The organism is Dysgonomonas sp. HDW5B (assembly GCF_011299335.1).
Classification (GTDB): domain Bacteria; phylum Bacteroidota; class Bacteroidia; order Bacteroidales; family Dysgonomonadaceae; genus Dysgonomonas_A.
This window is the reverse complement of the sequence record NZ_CP049858.1, coordinates 818,553-844,090: the sequence shown is the minus strand read 5'-3', so window position 1 is coordinate 844,090 and position 25,538 is coordinate 818,553. Positions and strand designations below refer to the sequence as shown.

Annotated in this window: 23 protein-coding genes; 12 read left to right on the top strand and 11 right to left on the bottom strand. The window is 35.8% G+C overall.

What is annotated here, in order from left to right:
- The first annotated feature begins 140 nt into the window (after nucleotides 1–140).
- Entirely contained in the window at nucleotides 141–530 is a 390-nt protein-coding gene (locus G7051_RS03410) for a BlaI/MecI/CopY family transcriptional regulator (protein ID WP_185154943.1), read from the top strand.
- Nucleotides 527–1,984: a M56 family metallopeptidase gene (locus G7051_RS03405; protein WP_166198558.1), complete on the top strand. Its 1,458-nt coding sequence runs from the start codon at nucleotides 527–529 to the stop codon at nucleotides 1,982–1,984. Before G7051_RS03410 ends, G7051_RS03405 begins: the two co-directional genes overlap by 4 nt.
- A 300-nt stretch (nucleotides 1,985–2,284) precedes the next feature.
- Here G7051_RS03405 and G7051_RS03400 read toward each other — a convergent pair whose 3' ends face one another.
- From G7051_RS03400 to G7051_RS03380, 5 genes are all read right to left on the bottom strand, one after another.
- Nucleotides 2,285–3,076, bottom strand: a complete 792-nt coding sequence (locus tag G7051_RS03400; protein ID WP_166198556.1) for a tetratricopeptide repeat protein — start codon at nucleotides 3,074–3,076, stop codon at nucleotides 2,285–2,287.
- A gap of 752 nt (nucleotides 3,077–3,828) precedes the next feature.
- Entirely contained in the window at nucleotides 3,829–5,535 is a 1,707-nt protein-coding gene (locus G7051_RS03395) for an alginate export family protein (protein WP_166198554.1), read from the bottom strand.
- Nucleotides 5,536–5,547: 12 nt separating this feature from the next.
- Nucleotides 5,548–6,546 (bottom strand): SDR family NAD(P)-dependent oxidoreductase, encoded by a 999-nt coding sequence (locus G7051_RS03390; protein WP_166198553.1) that lies wholly within the window; start codon nucleotides 6,544–6,546, stop codon nucleotides 5,548–5,550.
- 551 nt (nucleotides 6,547–7,097) lie between these two features.
- A complete protein-coding gene (locus G7051_RS03385; RefSeq protein WP_166198551.1) occupies nucleotides 7,098–7,373 on the bottom strand; it encodes a hypothetical protein in 276 nt (91 codons plus the stop codon).
- Between the two features lie 463 nt (nucleotides 7,374–7,836).
- A complete protein-coding gene (locus G7051_RS03380) occupies nucleotides 7,837–10,779 on the bottom strand; it encodes a tetratricopeptide repeat protein (RefSeq protein ID WP_166198549.1) in 2,943 nt (980 codons plus the stop codon).
- A gap of 364 nt (nucleotides 10,780–11,143) precedes the next feature.
- Here G7051_RS03380 and G7051_RS03375 point away from each other — a divergent pair, with 364 nt between their 5' ends.
- Complete coding sequence (locus tag G7051_RS03375; RefSeq protein ID WP_166198547.1) at nucleotides 11,144–11,680, top strand: C40 family peptidase; 537 nt, start codon at nucleotides 11,144–11,146, stop codon at nucleotides 11,678–11,680.
- 72 nt (nucleotides 11,681–11,752) lie between these two features.
- On the opposite strand, the gene G7051_RS03370 is transcribed toward G7051_RS03375, so the two are convergent.
- The gene (locus tag G7051_RS03370; RefSeq protein WP_166198545.1) at nucleotides 11,753–13,279 is read right to left on the bottom strand and encodes a sulfatase; all 1,527 of its coding nucleotides are present in this window, start codon (nucleotides 13,277–13,279) and stop codon (nucleotides 11,753–11,755) included.
- A 147-nt stretch (nucleotides 13,280–13,426) separates the two neighbouring features.
- Between G7051_RS03370 and G7051_RS03365 the strand changes: the two genes are divergently transcribed.
- On the top strand, nucleotides 13,427–13,918 hold the full coding sequence (locus G7051_RS03365; RefSeq protein WP_166198543.1) for a hypothetical protein: 492 nt from the start codon (nucleotides 13,427–13,429) through the stop codon (nucleotides 13,916–13,918).
- A 161-nt stretch (nucleotides 13,919–14,079) separates the two neighbouring features.
- Nucleotides 14,080–14,718, top strand: coding sequence for a DUF4377 domain-containing protein (locus G7051_RS03360; protein WP_166198541.1), 639 nt, complete (start codon nucleotides 14,080–14,082; stop codon nucleotides 14,716–14,718).
- Nucleotides 14,719–14,787: 69 nt separating this feature from the next.
- Here G7051_RS03360 and G7051_RS03355 read toward each other — a convergent pair whose 3' ends face one another.
- The 3 genes from G7051_RS03355 to G7051_RS03345 all read right to left on the bottom strand — a co-directional run bounded on the left by G7051_RS03355 (nucleotide 14,788) and on the right by G7051_RS03345 (nucleotide 15,970).
- A complete protein-coding gene (locus tag G7051_RS03355; protein WP_166111129.1) occupies nucleotides 14,788–15,411 on the bottom strand; it encodes a sigma-70 family RNA polymerase sigma factor in 624 nt (207 codons plus the stop codon).
- 78 nt (nucleotides 15,412–15,489) lie between these two features.
- Nucleotides 15,490–15,744, bottom strand: a complete 255-nt coding sequence (locus G7051_RS03350) for a hypothetical protein (RefSeq protein ID WP_166198539.1) — start codon at nucleotides 15,742–15,744, stop codon at nucleotides 15,490–15,492.
- Between the two features lie 67 nt (nucleotides 15,745–15,811).
- Nucleotides 15,812–15,970: a hypothetical protein gene (locus G7051_RS03345; protein ID WP_166111123.1), complete on the bottom strand. Its 159-nt coding sequence runs from the start codon at nucleotides 15,968–15,970 to the stop codon at nucleotides 15,812–15,814.
- Between the two features lie 271 nt (nucleotides 15,971–16,241).
- On the opposite strand from G7051_RS03345, the gene G7051_RS03340 reads away from it, so the two are divergent.
- The 4 genes from G7051_RS03340 (at nucleotide 16,242) to G7051_RS03325 (ending at nucleotide 19,238) form a co-directional block, all read left to right on the top strand.
- Nucleotides 16,242–17,012, top strand: a complete 771-nt coding sequence (locus G7051_RS03340) for an XRE family transcriptional regulator (protein ID WP_166111120.1) — start codon at nucleotides 16,242–16,244, stop codon at nucleotides 17,010–17,012.
- Nucleotides 17,013–17,162: 150 nt separating this feature from the next.
- Nucleotides 17,163–17,951, top strand: a complete 789-nt coding sequence (locus G7051_RS03335) for a hypothetical protein (RefSeq protein ID WP_166198537.1) — start codon at nucleotides 17,163–17,165, stop codon at nucleotides 17,949–17,951.
- A gap of 142 nt (nucleotides 17,952–18,093) precedes the next feature.
- On the top strand, nucleotides 18,094–18,813 hold the full coding sequence (locus G7051_RS03330; protein WP_166198535.1) for an MBL fold metallo-hydrolase: 720 nt from the start codon (nucleotides 18,094–18,096) through the stop codon (nucleotides 18,811–18,813).
- A 44-nt stretch (nucleotides 18,814–18,857) separates the two neighbouring features.
- Nucleotides 18,858–19,238: a VOC family protein gene (locus G7051_RS03325; RefSeq protein ID WP_166111111.1), complete on the top strand. Its 381-nt coding sequence runs from the start codon at nucleotides 18,858–18,860 to the stop codon at nucleotides 19,236–19,238.
- A gap of 72 nt (nucleotides 19,239–19,310) precedes the next feature.
- Here G7051_RS03325 and G7051_RS03320 read toward each other — a convergent pair whose 3' ends face one another.
- The gene (locus tag G7051_RS03320; protein ID WP_166198533.1) at nucleotides 19,311–19,700 is read right to left on the bottom strand and encodes a hypothetical protein; all 390 of its coding nucleotides are present in this window, start codon (nucleotides 19,698–19,700) and stop codon (nucleotides 19,311–19,313) included.
- 384 nt (nucleotides 19,701–20,084) lie between these two features.
- Nucleotides 20,085–21,737 carry an AMP-binding protein gene (locus G7051_RS03315; protein WP_166198531.1) on the bottom strand — a complete coding sequence of 551 codons (1,653 nt, stop codon included), beginning with the start codon at nucleotides 21,735–21,737 and terminating at the stop codon, nucleotides 20,085–20,087.
- Between the two features lie 317 nt (nucleotides 21,738–22,054).
- Here G7051_RS03315 and G7051_RS03310 point away from each other — a divergent pair, with 317 nt between their 5' ends.
- The 3 genes from G7051_RS03310 (at nucleotide 22,055) to G7051_RS03300 (ending at nucleotide 25,524) form a co-directional block, all read left to right on the top strand.
- The gene (locus G7051_RS03310) at nucleotides 22,055–22,906 is read left to right on the top strand and encodes a mechanosensitive ion channel family protein (protein WP_166198529.1); all 852 of its coding nucleotides are present in this window, start codon (nucleotides 22,055–22,057) and stop codon (nucleotides 22,904–22,906) included.
- A gap of 67 nt (nucleotides 22,907–22,973) precedes the next feature.
- The gene (locus G7051_RS03305) at nucleotides 22,974–23,627 is read left to right on the top strand and encodes a hypothetical protein (protein WP_166198527.1); all 654 of its coding nucleotides are present in this window, start codon (nucleotides 22,974–22,976) and stop codon (nucleotides 23,625–23,627) included.
- A gap of 127 nt (nucleotides 23,628–23,754) precedes the next feature.
- Entirely contained in the window at nucleotides 23,755–25,524 is a 1,770-nt protein-coding gene (locus tag G7051_RS03300; RefSeq protein ID WP_166198525.1) for a hypothetical protein, read from the top strand.
- Nucleotides 25,525–25,538 lie beyond the last annotated feature (14 nt).

Below are 25,538 nucleotides of genomic sequence, written 5' to 3'. Positions count from 1 at the left end.
TATAGGTTATTAATAATATATATTTTAACTAAATAGGGGATTAAAGTTTCCGAATGTCTAATTTTTTAGACAAAAAAAGAGGTGAACTATTGTATGTCTAAAAAATTAGACATATATTTGCTTCATAACATCAAATAATTATGCAACTGACAAAGGCTGAAGAACAAATAATGCAGATACTGTGGACTCTAGGGGAGGGCACAGTGCAGGATATACTAAAGGAGTTTATTAAAGAGAAACCTGCAAGAACTACCATCGCTACTATTTTAGGAATATTAGAGACCAAAGAGTTTGTGGCTCACAGAACGGATGGTCGATCGAATGTTTACTGGGCGATTATAAAAAAAGAAGACTACTCGAAAAAACAATTATTCGGCTTTTTGAAAAATTATTTCGACGGATCTTTTTCTTCCATGACTTCTTTCTTTGCCAAAGAAGCCAATTTATCAATAGATGACTTGGATAAGCTTTTAGAGGAAACCAGACAGTCGTTGCAGGAAGATCAAAACAAAAAAGAAAAAGGATTATGAAAGAGTTTATCATATATATAGGACAATCCGCTATTTGTATTGGAATATTCTTTATTATTTATAGAATTTTCCTTCGCTCTTCCACATCTTTCCGATTCAATCGTATATTTCTCTTGTCGGGATTATTAGCCTCATTCATTTTACCAACGATACGTTTTTCATACGATGTAGTTCTTCCTGTATCTGTGTCTTCACTTTCTGATTCATCAATACCCCCTGTGGTAGAAACGGCAGAAATAAATATATGGTTTATTTTGTCCATTGTTTACATAATCGGTATTATAATACAATTGTTACGTAATCTGACATCATACCGGAAAATAATTCAATTAATAAGATCCGGAATACAAACTAAAACCGATTACTACAAAGTGGTAGATAGTCCTCTGATAAAATCACCTTTTACAGTACTCAACTGCATTGCTATCAATACAATGAATATGAGTGAAATTGAAAAAGACGTAATATTAAAACATGAAATAACTCACATATCTCAAAAACATTGGATAGATCTATTATGCAGCGAATGTGCACTATTACTGCAATGGTTCAATCCCTTGATGTGGTTATACGTGTCTTCACAGAAAGAGAATCACGAATTCTTAGCTGATAAAGCGGTAATAGATGCGGGTATTTCTCCTGCCATATATCAGGCTGCACTTATCAATCAAAGATTTCAGGGCCCGGTGTTTTCTTTCTCTAATTCATTTACTTATCCAAACCAATTAAATCGTTTATTTATGATTAAGAAAGAAAAAACTTCACCTTGGAGAAGAGCAGCTGTGCTGGCTCTTATCCCTTCCTTTGGATTATTCTTCTGGGCTTCGGCAACACCTCGTTTTATATTTAAATCTACTGGAGAGAACTCTGATAATATGCCATCAGTCTTTGCCCAGGATTCAGTAAAGGTTATTGGATTTGCAGCCGACCATATCAATAATAATTCTGATCCAAATAAAGCCCTGTATATTATTGACGGTAAAGAATCGTCAGTTTCAGGAATGAAAGAGCTTGACCCTAAAAATATAGAATCAGTCTCAGTGCTTAAAGACAAGTCTGCAATAGCGGCATATGGGAGCAAAGGCGAAAATGGGGTAATCGTAATTACAACTAAAAAAGGGGCTTCTGTATCCGTTCCGATAATGATAAATATTAGTGACCCTGTAGTATCAGACCAAGGACAGTCCGGTTCGAACACTATATCTGTAAATGAAGACAAGAACGGATTATCTGTAATTTCTTCTGATAACGATGAGGGGTTTAAAATGACTAATGTTAAAGCAGGTAACCCTCTCGTTTTTATAAATGGTAAAGAAGAATTAAGAGAGGTTCTCCACGCATTGAATCCCGATAAAATAGAGAAGATGGAGGTTTTGAAAGCAGATAAGGCTATAGAATCATATGGTGAAAGAGCCCAAAATGGAGTAATACTTATCACATTAAAGACGAATTAAATATTATGCCATTTACTACGAGAGATATATCAAAAATAATCTAGCTGTATATAAATACTACGAACATAATGGATTTCTGAGCTAAGGATGAGTTTTTTATCTCTATATAAAACTCATCCTTATATTATATGGTAGCATCAAAGGAAAACCAATTATGGAAATTACTTAACAAGCATAATCAAAAAGTATTATTTGAATTGCCTGAGCTGTTACTTCAGTCAGCGTACGAATACTTCAATTCATAGGCTATAAAACGAAAGAACAACTTGAAGAATGAAGAGAAAATTGAAGTAGTCTAAGTTAAATGGGACGTAATTTTTGGAGAGCTAATACTGCCAGACCTTTCTGCCCGAAATGATTCTGAGGGTCAATCGCAAGACACTCCTCAAAATCTTTGATAGCATCATTTATTTGCCCACTATTGGCTAGAGCTAGTCCTCTGTTAAAAAACAATTGCGGATCGAAAGGGTCAAGCTCTATAGCTTGATTATAGTCGTTAATTGCCTTTTCAAATTCTTTAATATTGACATAGGCTGCGGCTCTGCAACTTAAGTTGATTGTATTATACGGATTTATTTCGATTGCTTTATTGTAATTATCAACAGCTTCCTCGTACATACCCAAATCGTCGTAGGTATATCCTAAATTACAATGATAATCAGCATTGTCGGGATCCAGCGTAATTGCCTTTTTATAGTCGATTATAGCTTTTTGATATTCACCGAGTTTATTGTAGGTATTTGCTCTGTTGTAGTAAAGAGCCGGAATGCTGTTAGCTATTTCGATAGCTTTGTTGTGATATTCTATTGCCTTTTCATACTCTTGTAATTCAGAATATGCTACTCCTGCACTACTATATTTGTCGACTTTCTGAGCCGGAGATTCTTCTTCTAAAGATAAATTTTCATTCTCGATCTCTCCGATTAATTCTCTGAGAGCACCGGCTTTCTCTGCACCCGGTGGTTGAGATAAAGCATCTCTTAATTTTTCAGAGTAAAGAGATGAGTAGTTCTGTTGCTCATAAGATTGGCTATTTTCGGATTTATCTAATCCTAAAAATCCTAATATTTTATTTAATCCGTTGTTACCCATATATTAAAAGGTCAGAGACCTATCCATTTTTTATTTATATAACAAAGGTAATACATAAAAATACATTATTGAAATTTAAGTATAACCAGTTGTATATTAGTGCTTTTAAACTTGAGAAGTATTGCGTTAAAAGGAAAAAGCGGCTTAAAGCAGCCTTTCTGTTACCAGTTTGTTACCCTCCTTAGGGTGATGAAATACGATGCTAAAGGTAGTAAAAACAACTCAATTGAATATCCAAAAGAGCAAGACAAATGCTTGGCAGGCAATCAGATTTTCGTCGGGAGTTTTATATGCTGACAGTTCTTTTCTCTCATAAAGACGAATAATTTATTTTAATGTAATGTTTAATACAAGAAAAATGAGCATGATGAAATCCGAATGAAAAATGCTGTTCTATCCAAAAAAGAATGAAACAAAAAAGAATGGCTTGTCCGCACTACAAAGTGAGCAGGATGATGGGGTAGAGCAAACAGGCATTGAACATTGACAGGGTCAACTGTATTATTCACACTCGCTATAAAGAACTGAAAGAAATTGATCTATGATATAATAGGACATAAGAATGTGACACAAGCTACCGTCTTAGTTATTTTGGTCTGTGCGTCTGTGGTTATAAGAAAACCGAAGCTCTAAGAAGCAATCTATAAATAACCCTCCCCAAAAAATAGAATAATTTTCTAGAGGAGGGCATATTTTAAATTTTAATCGGTGTCGAATAAAAAATGAAGGTAATTATTCGTTGATCTTTTTGTTTAGAACGAATACCTTGCAAACACCGTCGCACAGAACCAATCTTTAGCACTGCTGCTAAGGTTTTCTCTGATTCCACTGCCTGGCAAGGCATAAGCTGTATTCATATAGAAATACCACTGTCGGGAATAAAAATACTTTAAAGTAAAATTATACTCTGTCCCGTAGAATTTCGATTTCAGTGTAGATAATGCGGGATTACCTCCAATGTTGTTCAACTGATCAGCATAAAACAACCATATTTGCCCCACCATCTGGAATTTCAGAGCGGGACGATATACCGCCTGTATACGATGGGTTATCTCATTGCTGTTTTGTGCAATCTTAAACATTACCGATCCCTGTACCCATTGTTCGCCGTTACCTCCCGTGTATAGAGCGTCCCAACGATTATAAGATTTCGAATTGGGGTTATCTCCTCCGAAGTGAGCGTATCGGTAGCTGATGGCGGGAGAGCCTTTGACCTTTGCAAAGTGCCAGCCTAACTCCCCATAGTATGCCCATGAGCTCATGTCAAAGTTTTTGTTAGTCTGATATCCTACTTCACTTTTCAAGAAGACTCCACCATCCAGTCCAGAGTTTTTATACAGGCGCAGATTATAGACCTGCAACCCCTGCCGAGTGTAAACTGTTCCGTCAGGCGAATAGTAGCGGAATTTAGACTTGGGAACGCTGAGATAGGCAAAGCCCAACGTTCCGTTTGTACGATTGCTTGCTTCAAGATTGATACCATTAATAACAGTTTCACTGTTTATAATATCAAGGTCGTTTGGTGTGACGGAAAAAACCTGAGCCATAAGGCGATTCCAAGAGAAACCTCCCAAAAGCAACTCGCGTGCTGCCCAACGCGGATTGAGCTGTAGTGCAGCACGGTTATAGCCGTTCATGGAAGTGTTATTAATAAGCCAACCATCAGCCATTATAAATGACTTTCGTCCGTAGGTAACGTTATACTTATAGTGATCTCCATTTGAGGTTTGTTTTCCTCCAACAACACCCACAAAGGCATCTTCTACAGCTGCATATATACGAGCCTTATTGGAGAAAAGTTCGTTTCCTGCCGAAAAAGACACTAAATAACTCGCTCCACCATAGAGATGCAGATTGGCTTTTGGAGTAAGTTTCACCACACCATAAGTTCCTACACTTGCAAAGCCCTCGAGCCAAGCAGACCAACCATCACCTGTGGGTGAATTAGCTAGCGGATTGCCTGCTGTCATTGATGCAGGGTCGCCAAACCAAGTATTATGGTTGGAATAGACCATCTCTGATGCAGCAACACGCATGGTGAGATAGGCTCGTCTAGAGTTGTAGAGAACCGGTAGTTGGTGTTTACTTTTAAGATCCGTCTGACTTCTAACCTGCTCTTCTTTACTCCGAAAGGTTACATTTACCGTTATTTTCACTCCGCTTTCAACCGTAGGGAAAACCTCTAATGTAGATTTTTCGACAAAAGGAAGTAAGTCGATTTTGGAAGTGTAGTACGATGCCATAATAGCACTATACTGGCTATGCTGTCCAATACTGAATTCACTTTCAACAGCCTTTCGATAGGAGTTCGCCAAAACAGTATCTGTTGGTAACCCATTTAACGAAAAATCAACATGCTGAATTATGTAACCTTCGTATATTGAAGTCGGATTAGTATTTTGTGCCAAAACAAGCATACTTGTCATCAACAATAAACACCCTATAATAAATTGTTTCATATAGGACAATTACTAAAATGCTGTCCAACCTCCGTCTGTTGCCATCACTGTACCTGTAAGTGCCGAAGCCTCGTCAGATATAAGATAGAGAATGTTTGAAGCCTGTTCCCATGGGAACGAGCCACGATGTTGTGAGTCAGTATATTTTAAAAGGCTCATCGTTTTGATACGCCCCATACCAAAACCCATTCCTTCTTTAATTTCCGCTGCAACAAATTCTCCTGCACGTGCGACCATAGGTGTTTGTGTTTCTGCCATATTTACCGAATTGATACGTATTCCATAAGGTGCATAGTCGACAGCTGCATTACGCATAAGTCCATTAACTGCATGTTTACTCGCTACATAAGCCGGATTACCTGCCAAACCAGTCATCCCGGCAATAGAGCCGACCATAACCACAGCACCACCATTGCCTTGTTCAAGCATCTGAGTGAGGGTTGAACGCAAAGAGTAGAATGTACCCTCGGCATTAGTCTTAAACACATTCTGCCAATATTCATCAGTTGCATCGGTAATCATTGCAGGCATCAACATACGCTGTTCTTTGTCAAACTTGAACGGTGTTCCAGAATATACTCCGTCCATTACTCCTGCATTAAGAACCGCATAATCAACCTTGCCAAAGTTCTCAACAGCTGTCTTAATCATTCGGTCGCAATCTTCGGGTTTGGAGATATTACCTGAGATAAAAATGGCTTTTCCGTTTCCGATCTTGCCACAAGCATTGTTGATAGAGTCGGTTACCTGCTTCCCTAATTCGTCGAGCCAATCCATAACAATTACATTCGCCCCCTCTTTAACGGCACGAATGGCAGTTGACTTACCGATACCACGAGCCCCACCCGTAATGACAATAGTTTTTCCTTTGAAGCGTCCTGGAATAAAGTAATCTTCACTAAGACGTGTTACATCACGCTTTGCAGGCTCTTTTTTAGTCTCCTGGGCCATGCAAATGTTTGTGAGCATCATCATAGATACTCCACAAATTAAAAGTTGTGCTAATTTCATATCAATTTTTTTTATGATTCATCGACAAATGTATAAACAAATAAAGTTCTTTTAACAAAATTCACATTTTATTATTGTTAAGATTTTAATTGTAGCATATTGGTACACAATGAAATCAAAATAATGTTATTAAATTCATTCCATCAGATTACTTGTTTATTTCCCTTTAGAACTCTTGGTATTTATTTTGAATTTTTGCTTTTATTCGTTCGCCTCTAGGAACAAGTGGATGGATCATAGTAAGAATATGAGTAATGGTGTCATTGAATGCTAAACTTGCAAACAAGATTCTTGTATTTGTTATTATTTTGCGAGTAATCAGTATTGTGTGGTGTAGGTTGTTAAGTTTCTATATGTGCGAATACATTTATCGCTATTTATCACTCGTATGAGCCCTGACTGAACTTGATGCATCACTATTGGAAGTTGTAAATCTCCTGTTTCTAACCTCTACTGGACTGCTAAGGTATGAATATGCACACCATCTATATACATTAATGTATATAGATGGGTTTTATTTAGATTTATTTTGGATGTTATTCTCGGTTGTATTACTTCTTTCCTTTTTTTGCAACTTTTAGCTCGGTTTTAATATCTACACTATTTTTGTCTTTAGATTGTTGGATTAGCCATGATTTTAACTCGTTTACTTTTCTGATAAGGCAACTGGCACATGATTGCGGAACTTCGGCTACAGCAAATACCTCATTATACAATCCATAAATGCGGCTCATGCTATAGCGATGGGTTGAGTTTACTTCTTTTAAAAGTGATTCTACTTTTTGTACTAATGTATCTGTCGTTTGTTTTGTTTTTGTAAGTGTCATACTATATGTGATTTAATGAATGGGAAATATTTAATGATACGTTTTTGAATATAAGTGCTCCTCGTGTTTACAGTAAGAGTAAGAAATAAAATCTTATTTAATAATTTTCGAATTGTCATCAAGATATAGTATTATAAATATGATAACCGAAAATATAAGCCCAATAGTCCATATTAACCATGAGGATAAAGTGATTGACACGATTGTATGGACTATCCATAAAAGATGAAAAGTTAAGCAGGGTTTACAGTTGAAGGGTTTGCGATCAAATTTCTTCGATAATCGTGTTAGTGAGAAATATGGATATTCGGTTAATGCTTTTCCGAGTAGAATACCTGATAAATTTATCGAAATACAAACTAAAAATAATGTTAGCATAAGGAGATGTTTTTTCATATAGATAAAAAAAGAAGAAACCAATTTTGATTTCTTCTTCTTTTATTATAGCAGTATGATCCGATCCTTATTCTTCCAGATTATCACTTGAATCAGGAGATTGTACCTTCATCAATTTGGTAATTAGATCAACCTGTTTTTGTGCTTTTTCGATCAATCGTTGATTGTTTGGCTCCAGAGACATCACTCTTATAAAGTCGTCAAGACCTTGTTGATATTGCTCAGTTATTTTACTCGCCAAACCTCTATTGAAATATGCTTTAGTATAGTTGGGGTTTAATTCGATAGCTTTGCTGTAATCTTCAATAGCGACACTATGCTGGCTATGATTATAATAAATATTTCCCCTGTTAAAATAAGTCTCGGCTAATTCGGGATTGAAGCGAATAGCTTCAGTATAATCTTTTACTGCCGCATCGTATGCCTGTTTGTTTGTATGAGCATTTCCCCTGTTAAAGTATCCTTCAGCATTTTCGGGAGATACACGCAGTAGCTCATTGAAGTTGAAAATTGCCGCATCAAAATCTTTAAGATATGCATATGCTAATCCTCTGTTGAGAAAAGCCTCCTCGTTGTCGTGCGACAGCTCCAAGACTTTGTCGTAACTGGTAATTGCTTCCGGATATTCTTCTTGTTTAAAATAGGCTGTAGCCAAATTCTTATATGTCTCGAGTCCTGCTTTCTGATTGAAAATAACCTGATTATAATCGTTGATCGCTAAAGCAAACTGATTAGTTTGGAAGTACGCATCAGCTCTGTATCCATATACATCTGTATTGTTAGAATCTAGACGAAGAACTTCATCAAAATCAGCAATTGCTTTATCGTACTCTTTCTTTATAAAGTAAGATTCACCTCTTTTAAAATAAGCACCAACCTCATTAGGCTTAGTCTCGATTGTTTCCGTAAAATCAGCAATTGCTTTATCATATTCACCAATACTGAAATATACATTTCCGCGGCTAAGCATATCTACACTGCCGGGGTCGAGGCGTAAAGCCTCATTACAATCTGCTATTGCTCTGTTATGATCACCTTTGGTATTATATGCACTAGCTCTGTTGTTGTATGCTTCTGCATTTTCGGGATTCAGTTCAATGGCTCTGTTGAAATCTTCGATAGATTTATCAATATCACCACGTTTTAGCAGAATTGTACCTCTAAGATTGTAAACCACTGCATCTTCGGGATTCAATCGAAGTACGGTATTGAAATTGTCAATTGCCCTGTCATACTCGTTTCTGGTGTAGTACACTAATCCTCGGCTGTAATATGCTTTATCATAATCAGGAGAGATAATGATCGTAGCATTATAGTCGTTAATCGCTTTATCCAATTCGTTCACTTTCGAATATGCAAGCCCTCTGTTGTAGTATGCTTCCTTGTCATTCGGATTAAGTCTGAGTGTTGCATTAAAATCTTCAATAGCTCTGTCGTAATTGTCCAGTGCCAAATAAACCAGACCTCTGTTGAGGTAAGCCTTTATATTATTAGGTTTAATTCGTAACGCTGCATCAAAGTTCTCAATTGCCTTGTCGTATAATCCTTTGCTTTTACATATCAAACCTCTGTTGAAGTATGCTTTAGCATCGTATGGATTCATCTTGAGGGTTGTATCATAATCCTGAATAGCATCATCAAACAGTCCTAGATTGAAATAGGCATTTGCACGATTATAATATGCATTTGTATAGTTTGGATTCAATTGTAGTGCTTCGTTGTAATCTTGGATAGCTTTATCAAATTGCCCCATGTTGCTAAGTGTAGTACCTCTGTTGTAGAAGGTTTCGGCATCATTCAGATTCAGGCTTATTGCTGTATTGTAATTCTCCAAAGCTCTATCGAAGTCTCCCTTATCGCTATATGCAGTTCCTTTGTTGAAATATGCTTCGGCGTAGTCGGGTTTTAATTGTAGAGCCTGATTGTAATTCTCAATCGCCATATCGTATTGCCCTTTGCTGCTGTAAGCAGTTCCTTTATTGTAGTAAGCTTCCGTATAATTAGAATTTAATTCTATAGCCTTGTCATAGTCGGCAATTGCTTTGTCGTAATCGCCTGTGCTGTTATATACATTGCCCCTGTTGTTGAAAACCTGAGGCTGATTAGCATTTATTTCAATAAGTTTAGTATATGTTTCTACTGACTTATTCGTGTCTTTATTTGCAGAGTAGGCTTGTGCTAAATAAAAATAAGTTTGATATAGCAAACTGCTTTTGCGGTCTTTATCTATTACCTCATCTTTTTCAATATTTTTTGCAATATCCTCTAGTGACCCTATTTTGGTTGCCATATCAGCTTTGCTTATAGCAGCATGGATGTCGAAATTGTAACTTGAAGTACGTGCGTCTTCTTTGATATTTATTCCTATCTTTTCAACCTCTGAAAGCGTGCTTTCTACTTTACCCAAGGCTGCATTTATTTCATCCTTTCGGTCATCTATTTCTTGAGTTTTTGCATCAATCTGTTCTTTCTGAGCATCAATTTCAAGTTTCTTCGTGTCAATGTCTTTCTTCTTATGATCTATTTCTTCATTTTTATCGGTTACTTTATCTAAAGTATCCTCAACAGCTTTCATTCTGTCTTTCAATTCCATAAATCCAAGGAATGAAAAAATGAGCGTGATAAGTGCTAATACGGCTGCCCAGACAAATAGCAGCATAACTGTATTGTCGGCTGTTCGTGACAACATACCTGAGTATTCGGTTAATTGAATAGTGGCTTGTTTGATAATAGCTTCTTCTGCTTTTTGAACTTTTTGAGTCTTAACCAAATTAATACTGTCAATATAATGACGTCCTACCTGATCGGTTGCTACTACATACTGTGAATTATCCCGTAACATTCCGAATAACTCTTGCAGTTCTTGGTTATTTTGCTCGGCACGATCTACTATTCGTTTAGTATTTGTATAGCTTATACCTCCTGCAACAAAAGTAAGTGCAATGAGTATACATGCAAACCATCCAAAATTGATAAATCGAGAAGTTTTCCTGTTTTTGTCAATAGCCATAATACAGCTTTTTTATAATAGTTAAATTGAAAATTCTAAATAGATATGTATTTCTACAATAAATGCATATTATAAAGTGTTCTGAGACTTTATAACATGTTAAATAAGGTATCTATATTTAATGCATTTGTTGTTAATGTATATTTATAATATCAAAAATGTATCTACGTGTGTAATAGATATATCTTTCTCGAAAACACAAAAATAAGAAAAAACATTAACATTTAGGTGACTAAAGAGAATTTTTAAATGTGAAAAAGAATCAGAGAATTTAACACAAGGTTGCATTCTTTTAATTATAAGCTTTAATCATTTTACTATCTTTATCTTCTGATTTGTTTATTAGAATGAGAATTGGACGTGTATGAGTAAGATTTATAGGATAATAAGGTTTGGTGTATTTACGGTAGGATTATTTTTACTGCTAGCATTATCTTCATGTGGAAGCAGCAAGACGGTTTTATATAATCCGGTGGAAGTAGAGCAATTATCCCGGACTTTACGTATTCCGATTAATAATGATGATCCTAATATTCCTCTCTATGCTGAAACATCGCTGTGGCTGGGCGTACCTTATCGTTATGGCGGAAATACAAAAGCGGGTTCAGACTGTTCGGGCTTTGTATGGCAGGTTTATCGGAGGGTTTACGGTAAGAATCTGGAGAGATCATCCGATGATCAGGCAAAAAAAGATGTGCATAAAGTTGGGAAAGGAGGTCTTAAACCCGGAGATTTGGTGTTTTTTAGAACGTCTAAAAAATCGAAAAAGATAGATCATGTAGGTATTTTCCTTAAAGATGGCTATTTTGTGCATGCTTCTACCTCCAAAGGTGTTATTGTAAGCAGTTTGAATGAGGACTATTATAAAAGAACTTGGCAAAAAGGAGGTAGAGTCAAATAACTCGACACATATATAAAAAATCAAGGAGCGAACATATTTTTGATATGTTCGCTTTTTTATTCTTTAGAATGTTTAGATCTCGTCAGGCCATGGTGTCGGCTTTCCTGTCGCGATGAAACTGGGGCGTTGAGCATCTACACTTCTCAGGTGTTTGCCCAGATCTTTCGAAAGGCTCTTTACTATGTCGGCATGTTTTTCTGAAAGATCATTTACTTCGCCTATATCTTCGGAAATATTAAAAAGTTCTTTCTTTCCACTTTCGTAATAATATATTAGTTTCCAATCACCATCCCTAATAGAGCATGTTGCACCTATTCCGGGTCCCGATGGTCCCCAGATATTGGGAAAGTTCCAATATAGTTTTCGTCCCTTACTCGGATTTCCGCTTTCAGTCAATAAAGGGACAAAGCTTTTTCCGTCAATCGGCTGAATTGTTTTGTAGCTTTTCACTTTTGCCATTTCTAAAATCGACGGGTAAAAATCTTCAATGATAAGATATTCATTGCATTTTGATCCCGCTTTTACTTTGCCAGGCCATGAAACAATCATCGGTTCACGCATCCCACCTTCGTAAGCTGATCCTTTTCCGCTATTGAGAGGTGAGTTTTGTGTGTGAAGTTTTCCGCTGCGTGTGGTGGCAGCCAACCCGCCATTGTCAGACATGAATAAGATTATTGTATTATCTGATAAATTGTTGGCTTCCAGATAATCCATCAAATCTCCAAGGCTTTTATCCATGCCTTCGATAAGAGAAGCATATGCAGCCTCAACCTCATTCATGCCTTTGTTTGCATATTTTGGGTAAAACCTCATGTCTTTTTGAATCGGGATGTGTATGGCATAATGTGCCATATATAAGAAGAACGGTTGTTCGAGTCTTTGAGCATGATTAAGCTCTTTCTTCGCTTCCAAAGTAAGGGCTTCGGTAACAAATATATCTTGTCCCCAATATTTATCGAGTCCGGGTATTGCCTGAAGCGGACTTTCTTGTCCATTGGTTTTATTTCCGAAGTTTTCACTGCCTAAATAGCTGGCAAGTCCTCCGCCTGCATGCCCGGCTATATTTACTTCAAAACCTAAATGATAGGGGCTTTCTCCCGGAGTATCTATTGCTCCAAAGTGTGCTTTTCCACAATGTATAGTATGGTAGCCATTGTCTTTTAAAACTTGGGCTAATGATGTCACCTGATAAGTGTGCTCAATATCGGGTATTTGGCAAATCCCATTGATATTCCATTCGGGAGGTTGAATTATACTGCTTTTTCCATCGTTTGTCTTATTTTTCTCTAGCGTCCAATTTGTAACACGATGTCTGGCTGCATTCATCCCCGTAAGTAGGCTAACTCTCGAGGGAGAGCTTACACTGCATGCGTATGCTTGCGTAAACATCATTCCCTGGCTTGCCAATCGTTCCATGTTGGGTGTTTCGTAGAGGTCATTCCATGGTGTCTTCTCTGTCCAGAAGGGTAATGAAGTGTCTTGCCATCCCATATCATCAACTAAAAATAGAATGATGTTCGGGCGGTCTTGTACTTTTTTCTGAGCAAGAGATGTCAAGGGAACAAACACTATTAATGGTACAATAGATTTCCATTTCATTTCGAAGATCAATTAATGTTTTTCATAGGTTATATTTGTAAAGGTATAATTTTTCTTTGGTTAAACCCTATAAGAGATAACCTCTTAACTGTATTAAAAAAAGTTCTAATTATGCTATCTGCGTGTTTTTGTTTTTATATTTGCTAAATGAAGGTGCGTCTTATTATAATAGCTGTTTTGTTGATTGTGGGATTGTTAACTAGTTTGTTTTCTACAAATAAGTTGACTCGCTTCTGCTTGTATACCCCTCTCAAGGTGCTTTTGATAAGCTTGGGGTTGGCTCTTATTTTATGGATTGTATCAGGCAGTATTTTTAATGGTGTGGATATGAAGCAGTATATGAATGTGGATAATAAAGAGTTGTTTTTCTATCCCTTTTTTGTTTGTTTTAGTTGTGCTCTCGCTTCATATTCTATATTTCTTTGTAAGATAAGTTCTGTACGGGAAAATTTTCTTCTGTCGTTTATTTCATTCTTGTTCTTGCCGTTATTTATTGCTTTTTGGATTGTATCGCCACAAATTCCATCTAAAGAATATTATATGCAGACTGCTTATTATTCGCTGGCGTTTATTTTTCCTCAAACATATTTCTTTATCGATTTTTGGAAGAAGACCCAAAATGGTACTTGGATAGGATAGGGCAATTTTATTCTTGAAGTTGACTTCTTTAATCCTCTAATGTTTAACCAGGGGGATTGAGTGTCGATTGAATCTGCTTTTCTTGTAGATTTAATAATTACGCACAAAACATTTTGACGTGTCTATCGTTTAAAAAGAAGTTATTTATAAAATATTCAGATATGAAAAAATTAATTGGACTATTGTTTTTATTGCCTCTGTTATTTGCATCGTGCGCTTCAAATAAGGGAACAGTAAAAATGATTGTGGCTTCGCAGCAAGGCGATTGTGTAGGTGTTGCACCTCAGAAGTGTTTACTGGTAAAAAAGGGTACAGATACTAACTGGACATTTTTCTACAATCAGATAGAAGGGTTTCAATACGAACCCGGGTATGAGTATGTATTGGAAGTAAAAGAGGAAAAAGTTGAAAATGTACCTGCTGATGCATCATCGTTGAAATATATTTTGGTGAAAGAGGTGTCTAAGACTCCTGCGGTTTCTGAAGGATTACCTGAATCTGTAAAATCAGCTGTTCCGAATTATCAATGGGGTGGACACGTTTTAAGGATTGCAGAAGAAAATATTGGACGTGGGGCTGCTAAGGGAAAAATGAGCGTAACTGTTTTAGAGGTATTGGTTACCAGTTCCGAAACTGACGAGTTTAAGGATGGAGATACTATTCATTGCGAACTTGTGGCTTCACCAAAAGTTATGCCTATTGTAGGAAGAGAGTATGTTTTCAAAGCGAAAGATATGCATCCGGCTCATGCTTTGGGTGTGTATATGTTGGAAACTGATGTGCAGGATTTGGTACGGTAAACGGTATGATATATGAGCTGAAACAGCGATGGTTTATAAACTATCGCTGTTTTAATTTATAATGTTTTCTCAACATTCGGTTTTCCGTAAAGTAGACTTTCTTCTCTGTGTAAAGTCCTTTTGTTTGCAAATATCACGTCGGATTTTCGAAATAATTTCGCTTATCCTGCTTGTAGATAGGGATGTGATGTCTGATAAATCGGCATAAGTAATTGCGGGTTTAAGACGTACATACATCTTGAATAATTCAAACTCATGGATAGGGTATTTCGAATATACGAAATCAAATATATCATTCTCAAGTTCCCATTTGCTCTTTATTAATTCTTCGTCATTTTCAGAATCATCTATCTTGTCGTGATTATCCAAAGGTGTTACTATGCTTTGGGATTCTTGTATATTGATCTGCATAAAATTAGTGAAAAATGCCCGATGAAAGTATGCTTTATAATCGGCTATTTCTAACCCGCCAAAGCGTATTTTGTCGTATATCCTTAAGAAGGTGTCGTTTAATACATCTTCATCATAAGTGTCTTTATTGATTAGTTCTGTTTGAAGGCGGGGGTAAAATGACCCGAACCATTCTTTGAATATATCGGCTTTTGCTTGATTTTCGGGTGTTGCCACTGCGCCCGGTTTTATTTTGATGTATTTTTTGCCTTTATTGTTTGCGCCACTGTTTCCTAGTCTCATTGTTTTGTGGTTTTTAATTTATTGCGAATTGGGATGAATAATCGCAGAATAGTAGAATATTTCAGCTTTTATAGAGGGTTAAGCATATTGTCCGTATTCAATCTGGTCAACTATATTGATTGTTCGTGTCTTGTGCTTGAATCGTTCGATAATCCGCTCAATATTGGGACTGTCTGCTTTTACTTGTACGATAGTGTCTGCATCAATTCGTATTGAGCGAAGATTCTGTTGCTTTTCCTTGGCATGATCAATTAGTTTTTGAGCTTGCTTGATTGCTTCTGAGTGATCAAATGTTTTGTATCGTCTTTTTGTTGTAGGTGATTGGGTTTGCATAATTCTTTGTTTCTTTAAGTTTGTAAGGCTGTTTGTAAAATTGGTTTGTGTTCAAGGAGAGTCTTTTTCAACTGGCAGTTTTGAAAAAATCGCCGAATCGTTCAAATAATTCTTTGTCTTCGTAATATCGTTCCATAGCCCATTCTTCATTGTAATTATAAGAATTATGGATTTTTGGATTTTCTTGTTCAAATGCGGCATTCCATAATAATTCGTCGGTTGTCATATTTTGATTATTTGGTTGGTTATTTGTATTTTTTATATAGAATAATAAGAACTGCAAGTATTCGGTTTTTCGTTAATCTTCTTCTTTGTTTTGTGCGCGATGTTTATAATATTCATTAATTATTAGGGTTTTATTGTTTAAATTTATATCTTTGTGCCTTGTTGTTTCGAATTGATAATGCAAATATATTCGGTTTATCGAATATATGCAAGTTTTCAAAGAGTAAATGTTCGATATTTCGTTTGTTTAGAATCAGTCTAAATTATATGATATGAAAAATTCAATAAATGAGCGTATTAAAAAGATTGTGTCGCAAAGTTCTAAGTCCGTTAGGGCTTATGCTGAGTTTGCTAATATAGCTCAGACAACCTTGAATGATTGTATTAAAGGCTCAACAGAGCCAAAATTTGGTTTGATAGATAAAATAATGAGTGCCGAACCGAATATAAATCCTGATTGGTTGTTGACCGGACGAGGTGAAATGTATCGTACTGATGAGAAAGATATAAATCTAAAGCTTGCAGTCGATACAGAGCAAGAACCTTATTTTGTCAATAGTTCAGGTGTGAAATATTACGAAATGCCTAACGGTCGTTTTCGTATGCGGGTACCTCTGATTCCCGTAAAGGCGTATGCTAAGTATATAGATGAGTATCGTGATGCTGAGTTTGTGAATGATTTAGAGGAAGTTGAGTTTATTGTGGATAAAATAGGGCTTGGGCGTTATTATGCTTTCGAGATAAAAGGAGATAGTATGGATGACGGATCGAAACGTAGTATTTGTGATAAGGACATCGTTCTTGCTCGCGAATTATCTAAAGATTATTGGCGCGATAAATTACATAATGATGAATATCCATTCTGGATTGTAATACTAGGTAATACTATTGTCTGTAAACAGATCATTGATCAGGACTTGGAGCGTTGCGAAATAACCTGCCATTCTTTGAATTCATCTCCTGAGTATGCAGACTTTAAATTAAGTATGAATGATATCAGTCAACTATGTAATATTGTAGCCCGACAATCGGTACAGTTTTAAGGCTTGGCTTTTGAATTATTTTCTATCTTTATTGCATCATTCTGAATCTGTTAATTAAGAATGAGATAATATGACATCGGAATTATAACAATCGGGTGTTTCTCTGCTTATTAAAAACAAATGGGTCTGAGGCCTTAAATTACTACAGTTATGAAAGGAAAAACCGCCGTCCTAGGCATTGATATCCAAAATGATTTTACGCAACCAGCAGGAGCTTTGTTTGTGAATGGAGCCGATGCCGATGTGAGACGAATGGCTACTTTCATAGAAGAGTATGGGTCAAGTATTGATTATGTTGCACTTACCCTGGATTCTCATCAGCCTATCCACATTGCCAATCAGCATTATTGGCAAGACAAAGAGGGTTATCCACCTGCATTATTTACTGTAGTGTATGCTGCTGATGTTGAAGCCGGAAAATGGATGCCTCAATTTAATGAAGATTTAGCTTTGGAATATCTTCAGGATTTGGAGGGGAAGGACGAAGTTTGTACTATATGGCCTGCTCATTGTATACAGGGCAGTAAAGGTTGGGCTATAAATGAGATACTGATAAAAGCGCTTTACTCATGGAGCATTAACGAAGGTGTGAATTACGATTTATTCTATAAAGGTATGCATCAGGCTACCGAGCATTACAGCATTTTTAAGGCTGTAGTAGAGTATGAGGATAGTGAGGAAACAAAACTAAATGAGAAATTGTTATCCAAGTTGGAGCAATTTGATAATATTTTAATAATGGGAGAGGCAGCAGATTATTGTGTCGCCAACTCGTTAAATGATATGCTGGAAGTAGCACCGCATCTGGCTGAAAGAATAATTATTCTAACAGATTGTTGTTCATGGATTAATCCGGAGAACGAGCGAGCAATAATCATGTATGATAAGGCAAGAGAGCGAGGTGTGCGTTTTGCTACATCCGATCAGTTCCGAGATTAGTGTTATGCTATTTTGTTGCCTCGGAAAATATATAATTAAGGTCTCAGACCTATTTATTGCTTTGGTAAGCATAATAGCGAGAGGCAGTTGTAGTTGTAAAATGTAGTAATATATATTTAGTGCTACTTAAATAAATAAAAAAATGAGATTAACTTACATATATCATAGTGGGTTTGCTATTGAAGCAGAAAATTTTACTATTATCATTGATTATTATCAGGATTCCATCAGTGAGACGCATGGGGTGGTAGTGGATAGATTATTACATCGTCCACAGAAATTATATGTCTTGGTTTCACATGGACATGCCGATCATTTTAATCCGGAAATTCTTAAATGGAGAAAGAATAGACATGATATAACGTATATATTTTCGAAGGATGTCGAAAAGTCACCTAAGATGGATTCTACAGATGTAATTTTTATCGACAAGGATGAGCAATACATAGATGAGGTATTACAGATTGATGCTTTTGGTTCTACAGACTTAGGTATTTCATTCAGAATTAAAGCAGATAACAAAGTAATCTTTCATGCCGGTGATTTAAATAACTGGCATTGGAATGAAGAATCTACAGAGGAGGAAATAAAGGATGCAGAGGATTTTTATTTAAGAGAACTTGATCATATCGCTGCGTTGACCCCTTTTGTAGATATTGCCATGTTTCCTGTTGATCCTCGATTGGGTAAAGATTATATGAAAGGAGCAGGTCAGTTTATGGAAAGAATACCAACAGGCTTGTTTATTCCCATGCATTTTGATGTGGCATATGAAAAAGCGGCAGCGATAGAGGTTGTAGCAGAAAAATACAAAGCAGAGGTTTTTGTACCCTTGCATAGAGGCGATGTTATTGAAATATAAAGAGAGGGCTATGGTCCTAATAATTATAATTAAGGAAAAGTGATATGAAAATAGTAAGCAGATTTGACCACTTCAATATTAATGTTACCAATTTGGAACGTAGTATCGAATTTTATCAAAAGGCATTAGGTCTGTCTGAGCTCAGAAGAAAAGAGGCTCCTGACGGATCATTTATATTGGTTTATTTATCGGATGGAGTAAGTCCCTTTTCATTAGAGCTTACTTGGCTCAGAGATCATCCCGAAGCATATGAGCTGGGTGAGAACGAGAGCCATTTATGTTTTAGAGTACAGGGTGATTATGATGAAATCCGTAAGTTTCACAAAGAGATGAACTGCGTTTGTTTTGAAAACCAAAAGATGGGATTGTATTTTATAAATGATCCTGACGATTATTGGATTGAGATATTACCTTTGGTAAAATAGAGAATAAATAAAAAAAACCGGAATTAATTTCGGTTTTTTTATTTATAGCAGACAAATATTATGACTGGTCTATTATCGAAGAAGGCATGAATATTTCCAGCCGATCAGAAAATTGTTTTGTCCTGAAGCTTCAGTATAACATTGAATAATAGTATCTTCATCTATCCACAGGTTTGGCTTTAATGTCTCCATGGTATTGTTACATAGCTTGCAGCAACTCTGTACATCTATTAAATGGTGGAATTGTACGAGGCTCATGTCACAGACATTAAAGATATTGGGTATCCAAATGATAGAAGAGTCTTTGTATTTTATGAAATAGCTATTAGAATCTGCATGCTTTCGTCTCGATCGAGGAAACTCTCGTTCTAAAGCTATAGTACTACGCCCGATAAGTGCTTGAGCGGTTTGGAGAATATTTTTTATTGCGTTATTTGATAAAGGATTAATTATTTCTTCCATAATATTGATTAGTCCTTGAGTGAATAAAGTGAAAAATAGTATTGTGTTTGTTTTGTGTCATATATTGTTTTCTTATAAAATCAATATAAGTATGTTTTATTGGTTTGCAGATCGTAATCATTCATAGGTTAGTAATTTAAAATACCACTCATGTTGAGGATGAATTAATTATGGTGTTGTTCGCAAAACAACTCATTTATCGATTGCAACAATAAAATCTTAGTGTTTGTTACTTGCCGGGTTTCTCCTAACTCAGGCTTCCTTGTCTGATAGTAAGTTTATAAAAGTATTTAATTACATACATTAATTATAACAAGTTGTTAAGGTTATGCTTACTAAAGTAATAAAAAGACCTTAGGCCTTAATTTATATCAGTTAGCACAATTATTTATATAAAAAGCGCTTGATGCTTCTTTTGGGTGTTTTATCAAACTCAATTTTTTGTATTGTATAGTCTGCAATCTGACTGTATTTAGGCAGACGTTTGTTGAGATTAGTTATTTCCGCTTTCAAAAGATTTTCTATGCTTTCTTTAGAGTGGCTCGCTTGTATTGCATCTTGATCAGGAAAAATAAGAGCATGCAGTCTTCCCTCTCGTTCAACAATTAATGATTCGGCTACATAATGGGTGTTATTTAATAACTGTTCTATTTCTTCGGGATATATATTTTGACCGGAAGGTCCTAATATCATAGTTTTAGATCTTCCTTTGATGTAAACATATTGACTTTCGTCCATCACTCCGAGATCTCCGGTTCTAAGCCATCCGTCAGAAGCTAATACATCTGCTGTTGCTTCGGGATTTTTATAATATCCCAGCATGGTATTAGTACCTCTCACCATAATTTCACCTGTTATGTTTTGAGGGTCAGGAGAGTCAATTTTTACTTCCATTCGGTCAACAGGCTTTCCACAAGATGTTGCACGGTAGGTTTCCCAGAAATCGTACGAAATAAGCGGTCCGCATTCGGTCATACCGTATCCAACCGTATAAGGGAATTTTATACGGGAAAGAAATTTACCTACTTCACTGTCTAAGGCTGCTCCTCCTACTACTATTTCTACAACCTGACCTCCAAAAACCGAGATTAGTTTGTCTTTAACCTTAGAGAATATTTTCTCTCTGATAAAAGGAATCTTTATAAGAGTCTTTGTTGGTTGCTTATTCAGTTCGGTAAAGACTTTAGAAACAATTATTTTCTCTATAATTAAAGGCACGGCAATAATGAGAGTTGGTTTAACCTTCTCGAATGCACCCATTATTATTTGTGGTGAAGGCAAGCGGGTAAGGAAATGTACATGACATCCCTTAGCCACAGATAATAATATTTCGAAAGCCAAACCATACATGTGTGCCATTGGCAGCATACTCACGATACCATCTCCCGGCTTAACAAATGAGATACTTTCGATTGCAAATTTAGTATTAGACCATAAGCTGCGATAAGGAATCATAACACCCTTAGGTTTGCTTGTGGTTCCCGATGTATAATTGATAAGAGCCATCTCTTCGGGCTGCTCCTGATGAAATATCAAATCGTTTTGAGAAAATCCTTTGGGATATTTATTTTTGAATACAATGCTTAGGTTATCACATACCTGATTGAGTTCTTGAGAGCGTGATTTTTGAATAGCATAATCTTCTATGGTGATAATGGTTTTTACATTTGGAATTTTTAAAGGGTCGACCTTATCCCAGACATGTTCTCCTACAAAAAAAACTTTGGCATCGCAATGATTAACAATATTGTGGATGCTTTCTCCATCAAAGTCATGTAGGATGGTAGTTACTACAGCACCATAGCTCATTGCAGCAAAGAAAGTTACTGCCCAATTGGTACAATTGCGACCACAAAGTGCAATTTTATCACCTTTCTGTACTTCTATAGTTTCAAAAATGATATGTAATTCTGCTATTTTCTGAGCAAAATCTTTAAATAGCAGAGTACTTCCATTATAATCACTAAAAGCAGGCTTGTCCCAGTTGGTGCTGATGCTGCTTTTTATTAGGCCTAAAAATCTATCTGTATTTTCCATGACTGCTATGCTATATAATCGGCTCTATACCGATAAATTGTTATTATCTTGATCTCTTTATAACACCAACCAAAGCGATAAGTTGGCGGATGTCATATATTTATTATAAAGCTTTGATCTAGTGCAAATATAACGAAATAATCTGCGAATCAAATCAAAAAAATACAGTTTACTTGAGCTCTGGATATCTCTGATTCGGTCTTCGATTAGAGATATTACTTTGTTAGTTTGGACTTTATAGATATGGAAATAATGGTTTTTATTATATTTGTATGATTTATATCAGTTAATAATAATTTAAAATATAATAAGTTTTTATGTTAGGTCTGGTTTTATTGCAAAGTATTGAGCAGATTAGTACTTCTTCTCTGCAACCTCTGGTTCAAGGATTGTTAGAGCGCTTAGTTGGATTGGGAGAAAAGCTGATTGGTGCTGTCATTGTATATTTTATAGGGTCCTGGGTTATCTCTTGGCTACGTAAATTGGTGAGGAAACTCCTGAGCCGAAAGCAAGTGGATGGTGCTGTGTCGACATTTATAAACAGCTTGGTAAATACTTTGCTAAGAGTGATATTAGTGGTGGCTATTATTGGTATTCTCGGTATCCCGATAACGTCTTTAGCTGCTATTATTGCAGCCGGTGGACTTGCCATTGGTATGGCTATGAAAGATAACCTGTCGAATTTTGCGGGAGGAATTATGATTCTGATGAATAAGCCATTTAAGTTGAATGATCGGATCTTGGTGCAAGGTATGGATGGTGTTGTGATGGAAATTGGTATCCTTTATACTATTCTCCTTACGGCCGATGGACGTACTATTTATATTCCTAACGGACCACTTTCTACAGGAAGTATAACCAATTATTCTACTCAAGAAAACAGAAGGGTTGACATAACTCTTAATATTAACTACGGTAATAATATAGATGAGCTTAAAGCTGTATTGGCAGATGTTGTAAATCAGAATGAGAAGGTATTGAAAGCTCCATCTCCATTTGTCGGAATAACCAATATCAATAATGGGAATTTTGATATTGTAATACGTGCATGGGTATTGAACGAAGACTATGGAAGTGTGAGTGTTGCTTTGAATGAGGCAATTTATGATGCTTTGTCTCAAAAAAGAGTTTTTGTGTCATCTTCTATTTCTGTGAAAATGATAAGCTAAAAAGAACAAAAACAATTTGAATAAATTGACTCGGTTAGAGATCGATAATATTTAATAAATTTGTAAGATGAGAAAAAATGTAATTTTTGTATTTGTATTTGCTGCTGTAATCTGGGGTCTGGTTCAGTTGCATACAATGAGTTTAGAGGATTCAAAAGACCAATCGTTTAATGTAAAAGGAATTGCTGTCGTTTCATACCCTGCAAGTGTTGAAGTACGTAATGACATACCATTCGAATTGTTGATTAACCCTGTAGATAAGAAATTATTACCTGATAGCGTTGACTATGAAAAGTTCAGACCTAATTTAATTCTATTAAAGAAAGGCTTTAATGAGAAAGACAGTATTCAACTAAAAGAGTTTCCGAATATCATAGTTAATGCATTGACTATAGATAGTTTTGACGCATCAATTTTAGAAACTGAATATGCAATCTCTTTAGGTAAGGCTATACATAATATGATATATGAGAATGCGGACCGTACATCATCTACCGTATCTAATTGGAATGAATTGCCTATTACTCAAATAAATGGAGCAAAGGTATTAAGGTTTGAATATAAACTGGAAAGTCAAAACAAGAAAATACTTAATATTATTGTCTCTTATCTATTTAAAAATGATAAACAAGTTGAGATAACTTTATCGTCGCCTGATAAAGATTTGAAAGAATGGGCTTCAATTTATGATAACATACTGAATAATGTTTCAATTGATTGACTCTTTTTATTGACGAACGTTTTATAAATCAGTTCTATAATTAGATTTGCAGAGCTGTTCAATAACAATAGATAATCATGCTTTTAATAATGTATTATTAAATAGTTGAAATTACTTACTAAATAAGATGAATAAAAAATACACTACACTACTATTATTACTATCACTTCTTGTTCAAACGAACTATATTTTCGCTAAAGACATACCGACTACTACTCTTCATAAAATTGATATTCTAAACATAGGCTCAATAGCTTATCCTCAGGCCTTGGAGGAGAGAAGCGATATTCCATTCAAAATTCTGGTAGATGAAGAGTTTCGAAAATTGATGAGTGATTCGATTGATTATGAAAAATTCCGTCCTACATTGATATTTTTCGAAAAAGGATTCGTAGCACCTCAATTTCCCGGTAAGAAGATTTCATTCGGATATATTAGTGTAACAGCACTATCGGGTACTTATCGTTTTCCAAAAGAGATGTCTGATATTCAGAAAGCTAAAATAGAAAGTAATATCAAGCAAGATGTTGATACAAATCTCGTAGGAACTCAATTTTTGGTAAAAAAATGGAATCCTTTCGAATTTAAAAATATCAATGGCTTGGTTGCTATTCAGTATTCGTATGAACAGACTTTAAGAGGTAAAGATCAAACGAATATTATTACTACCAATCTTTATGATTCCGATGTCCAACTTCAGATTGTGCTATCTGCTCCTAAAAAAGAATATAAGAAATGGTTGGCATATTATAATCAGATGATACGAACGTTTAATCGTAAAGTAAATATTGCCGATATAGCGACCTTTGAATATCCGACAGAAATTCAGGATCGGAAAGATATCCCCTTTAGACATTTGGTTGATAATGAATTTAAAAAAATATTGGGAGACTCTGTCAATTATGAACAATTCCGTCCCGGATTGTTGTTCTTGGATCGTGATTTCGCAATAGCAGACACAACTAATGTTCCGGCTTTTGGTAGTCTTTCGTTTAATGTGTTGCCCGAGTATAAGAAGAGAACTCTATCGAAGGATTCGATAAAGGTTGATGTCTTGGAAAGCAATATTAAATTGAATGTGCAACAAAATATCGATTCTACTGATTATCGGATTAATAAATGGGGCGAGTTTAAAGTGGTAGAATTAGGTGGAGTTCCGGCCATACAATATTCATACGAGCAACAATTAAGGGAGGAGCAGACTTCGGAAGTTCATTCTACATACATATTCGATAAGCCGGCACAAATTCAGATCAGTATGTCTTCTCCAATAAATACTTTACCCGACTGGAAAAATCGTTATGATAAAATATTGGAATCTTATCAACGCTTGGTTAATATACCCAATGTCGGAACAATGTATTATCCGCTTCATCTCGAAGAGAGAAGCGATATCCCATTCGAAGTTTTAGTGGATAAAGAATCTAAAAAGAAACTGGGTGATTCGATTGACTACGAACGTTTCCGTCCGACTTTATTATTCCTTAAAGATGATTTTAATCAAAATGATTCGACTCAATTAAAGTCGTTCAGTAGTATAACAATAAATGTACAGGAAGGTGATTTCAGTAAATTAAGCTACCCCGATTCTATTAGTCTCAGTACTATCGAATTTGAAATAAAAGCCTCTGTGGAACGAAACTTGAAAAATACAGGTTATTCTCTGACTGGTTGGGACTCTTTTAACTCGTGCGTGGTAAAGGGTAGTCGTATTATCAGCTATTCTTATACTCAACAATTGAGCGGAACCGAACCTAAGCATATGTGTATAACCTATTTTTATACTCCAACGAAACAAATGCAGGTAACACTTACTTCGTCTGAAAGTGAATATTCATTCTGGAAAACAGAATATGACCGTATGGTTGATTCTTTCAGGTTGTCAGGTTGGAGATAATATTTCTAAGATAA

Excerpts from the sequence above, each read along its gene's own strand:
- G7051_RS03375 (WP_166198547.1), top strand. The coding sequence starts at position 11,144 with ATGAGTAAGATTTATAGGATAATAAGGTTTGGTGTATTTACGGTAGGA.
- G7051_RS03410 (WP_185154943.1), top strand. The coding sequence starts at position 141 with ATGCAACTGACAAAGGCTGAAGAACAAATAATGCAGATACTGTGGACT.
- G7051_RS03355 (WP_166111129.1), bottom strand. The coding sequence starts at position 15,411 with ATGAGACTAGGAAACAGTGGCGCAAACAATAAAGGCAAAAAATACATC.
- G7051_RS03335 (WP_166198537.1), top strand. The coding sequence starts at position 17,163 with ATGAAAGGAAAAACCGCCGTCCTAGGCATTGATATCCAAAATGATTTT.
- G7051_RS03305 (WP_166198527.1), top strand. The coding sequence starts at position 22,974 with ATGAGAAAAAATGTAATTTTTGTATTTGTATTTGCTGCTGTAATCTGG.
- G7051_RS03360 (WP_166198541.1), top strand. The coding sequence starts at position 14,080 with ATGAAAAAATTAATTGGACTATTGTTTTTATTGCCTCTGTTATTTGCA.
- G7051_RS03325 (WP_166111111.1), top strand. The coding sequence starts at position 18,858 with ATGAAAATAGTAAGCAGATTTGACCACTTCAATATTAATGTTACCAAT.
- G7051_RS03340 (WP_166111120.1), top strand. The coding sequence starts at position 16,242 with ATGAAAAATTCAATAAATGAGCGTATTAAAAAGATTGTGTCGCAAAGT.
- G7051_RS03400 (WP_166198556.1), bottom strand. The coding sequence starts at position 3,076 with ATGGGTAACAACGGATTAAATAAAATATTAGGATTTTTAGGATTAGAT.
- G7051_RS03315 (WP_166198531.1), bottom strand. The coding sequence starts at position 21,737 with ATGGAAAATACAGATAGATTTTTAGGCCTAATAAAAAGCAGCATCAGC.
- G7051_RS03385 (WP_166198551.1), bottom strand. The coding sequence starts at position 7,373 with ATGACACTTACAAAAACAAAACAAACGACAGATACATTAGTACAAAAA.
- G7051_RS03370 (WP_166198545.1), bottom strand. The coding sequence starts at position 13,279 with ATGAAATGGAAATCTATTGTACCATTAATAGTGTTTGTTCCCTTGACA.
- G7051_RS03405 (WP_166198558.1), top strand. The coding sequence starts at position 527 with ATGAAAGAGTTTATCATATATATAGGACAATCCGCTATTTGTATTGGA.
- G7051_RS03310 (WP_166198529.1), top strand. The coding sequence starts at position 22,055 with ATGTTAGGTCTGGTTTTATTGCAAAGTATTGAGCAGATTAGTACTTCT.
- G7051_RS03395 (WP_166198554.1), bottom strand. The coding sequence starts at position 5,535 with ATGAAACAATTTATTATAGGGTGTTTATTGTTGATGACAAGTATGCTT.
- G7051_RS03390 (WP_166198553.1), bottom strand. The coding sequence starts at position 6,546 with ATGAAATTAGCACAACTTTTAATTTGTGGAGTATCTATGATGATGCTC.
- G7051_RS03345 (WP_166111123.1), bottom strand. The coding sequence starts at position 15,970 with ATGACAACCGACGAATTATTATGGAATGCCGCATTTGAACAAGAAAAT.
- G7051_RS03320 (WP_166198533.1), bottom strand. The coding sequence starts at position 19,700 with ATGGAAGAAATAATTAATCCTTTATCAAATAACGCAATAAAAAATATT.
- G7051_RS03300 (WP_166198525.1), top strand. The coding sequence starts at position 23,755 with ATGAATAAAAAATACACTACACTACTATTATTACTATCACTTCTTGTT.
- G7051_RS03380 (WP_166198549.1), bottom strand. The coding sequence starts at position 10,779 with ATGGCTATTGACAAAAACAGGAAAACTTCTCGATTTATCAATTTTGGA.
- G7051_RS03330 (WP_166198535.1), top strand. The coding sequence starts at position 18,094 with ATGAGATTAACTTACATATATCATAGTGGGTTTGCTATTGAAGCAGAA.
- G7051_RS03365 (WP_166198543.1), top strand. The coding sequence starts at position 13,427 with ATGAAGGTGCGTCTTATTATAATAGCTGTTTTGTTGATTGTGGGATTG.
- G7051_RS03350 (WP_166198539.1), bottom strand. The coding sequence starts at position 15,744 with ATGCAAACCCAATCACCTACAACAAAAAGACGATACAAAACATTTGAT.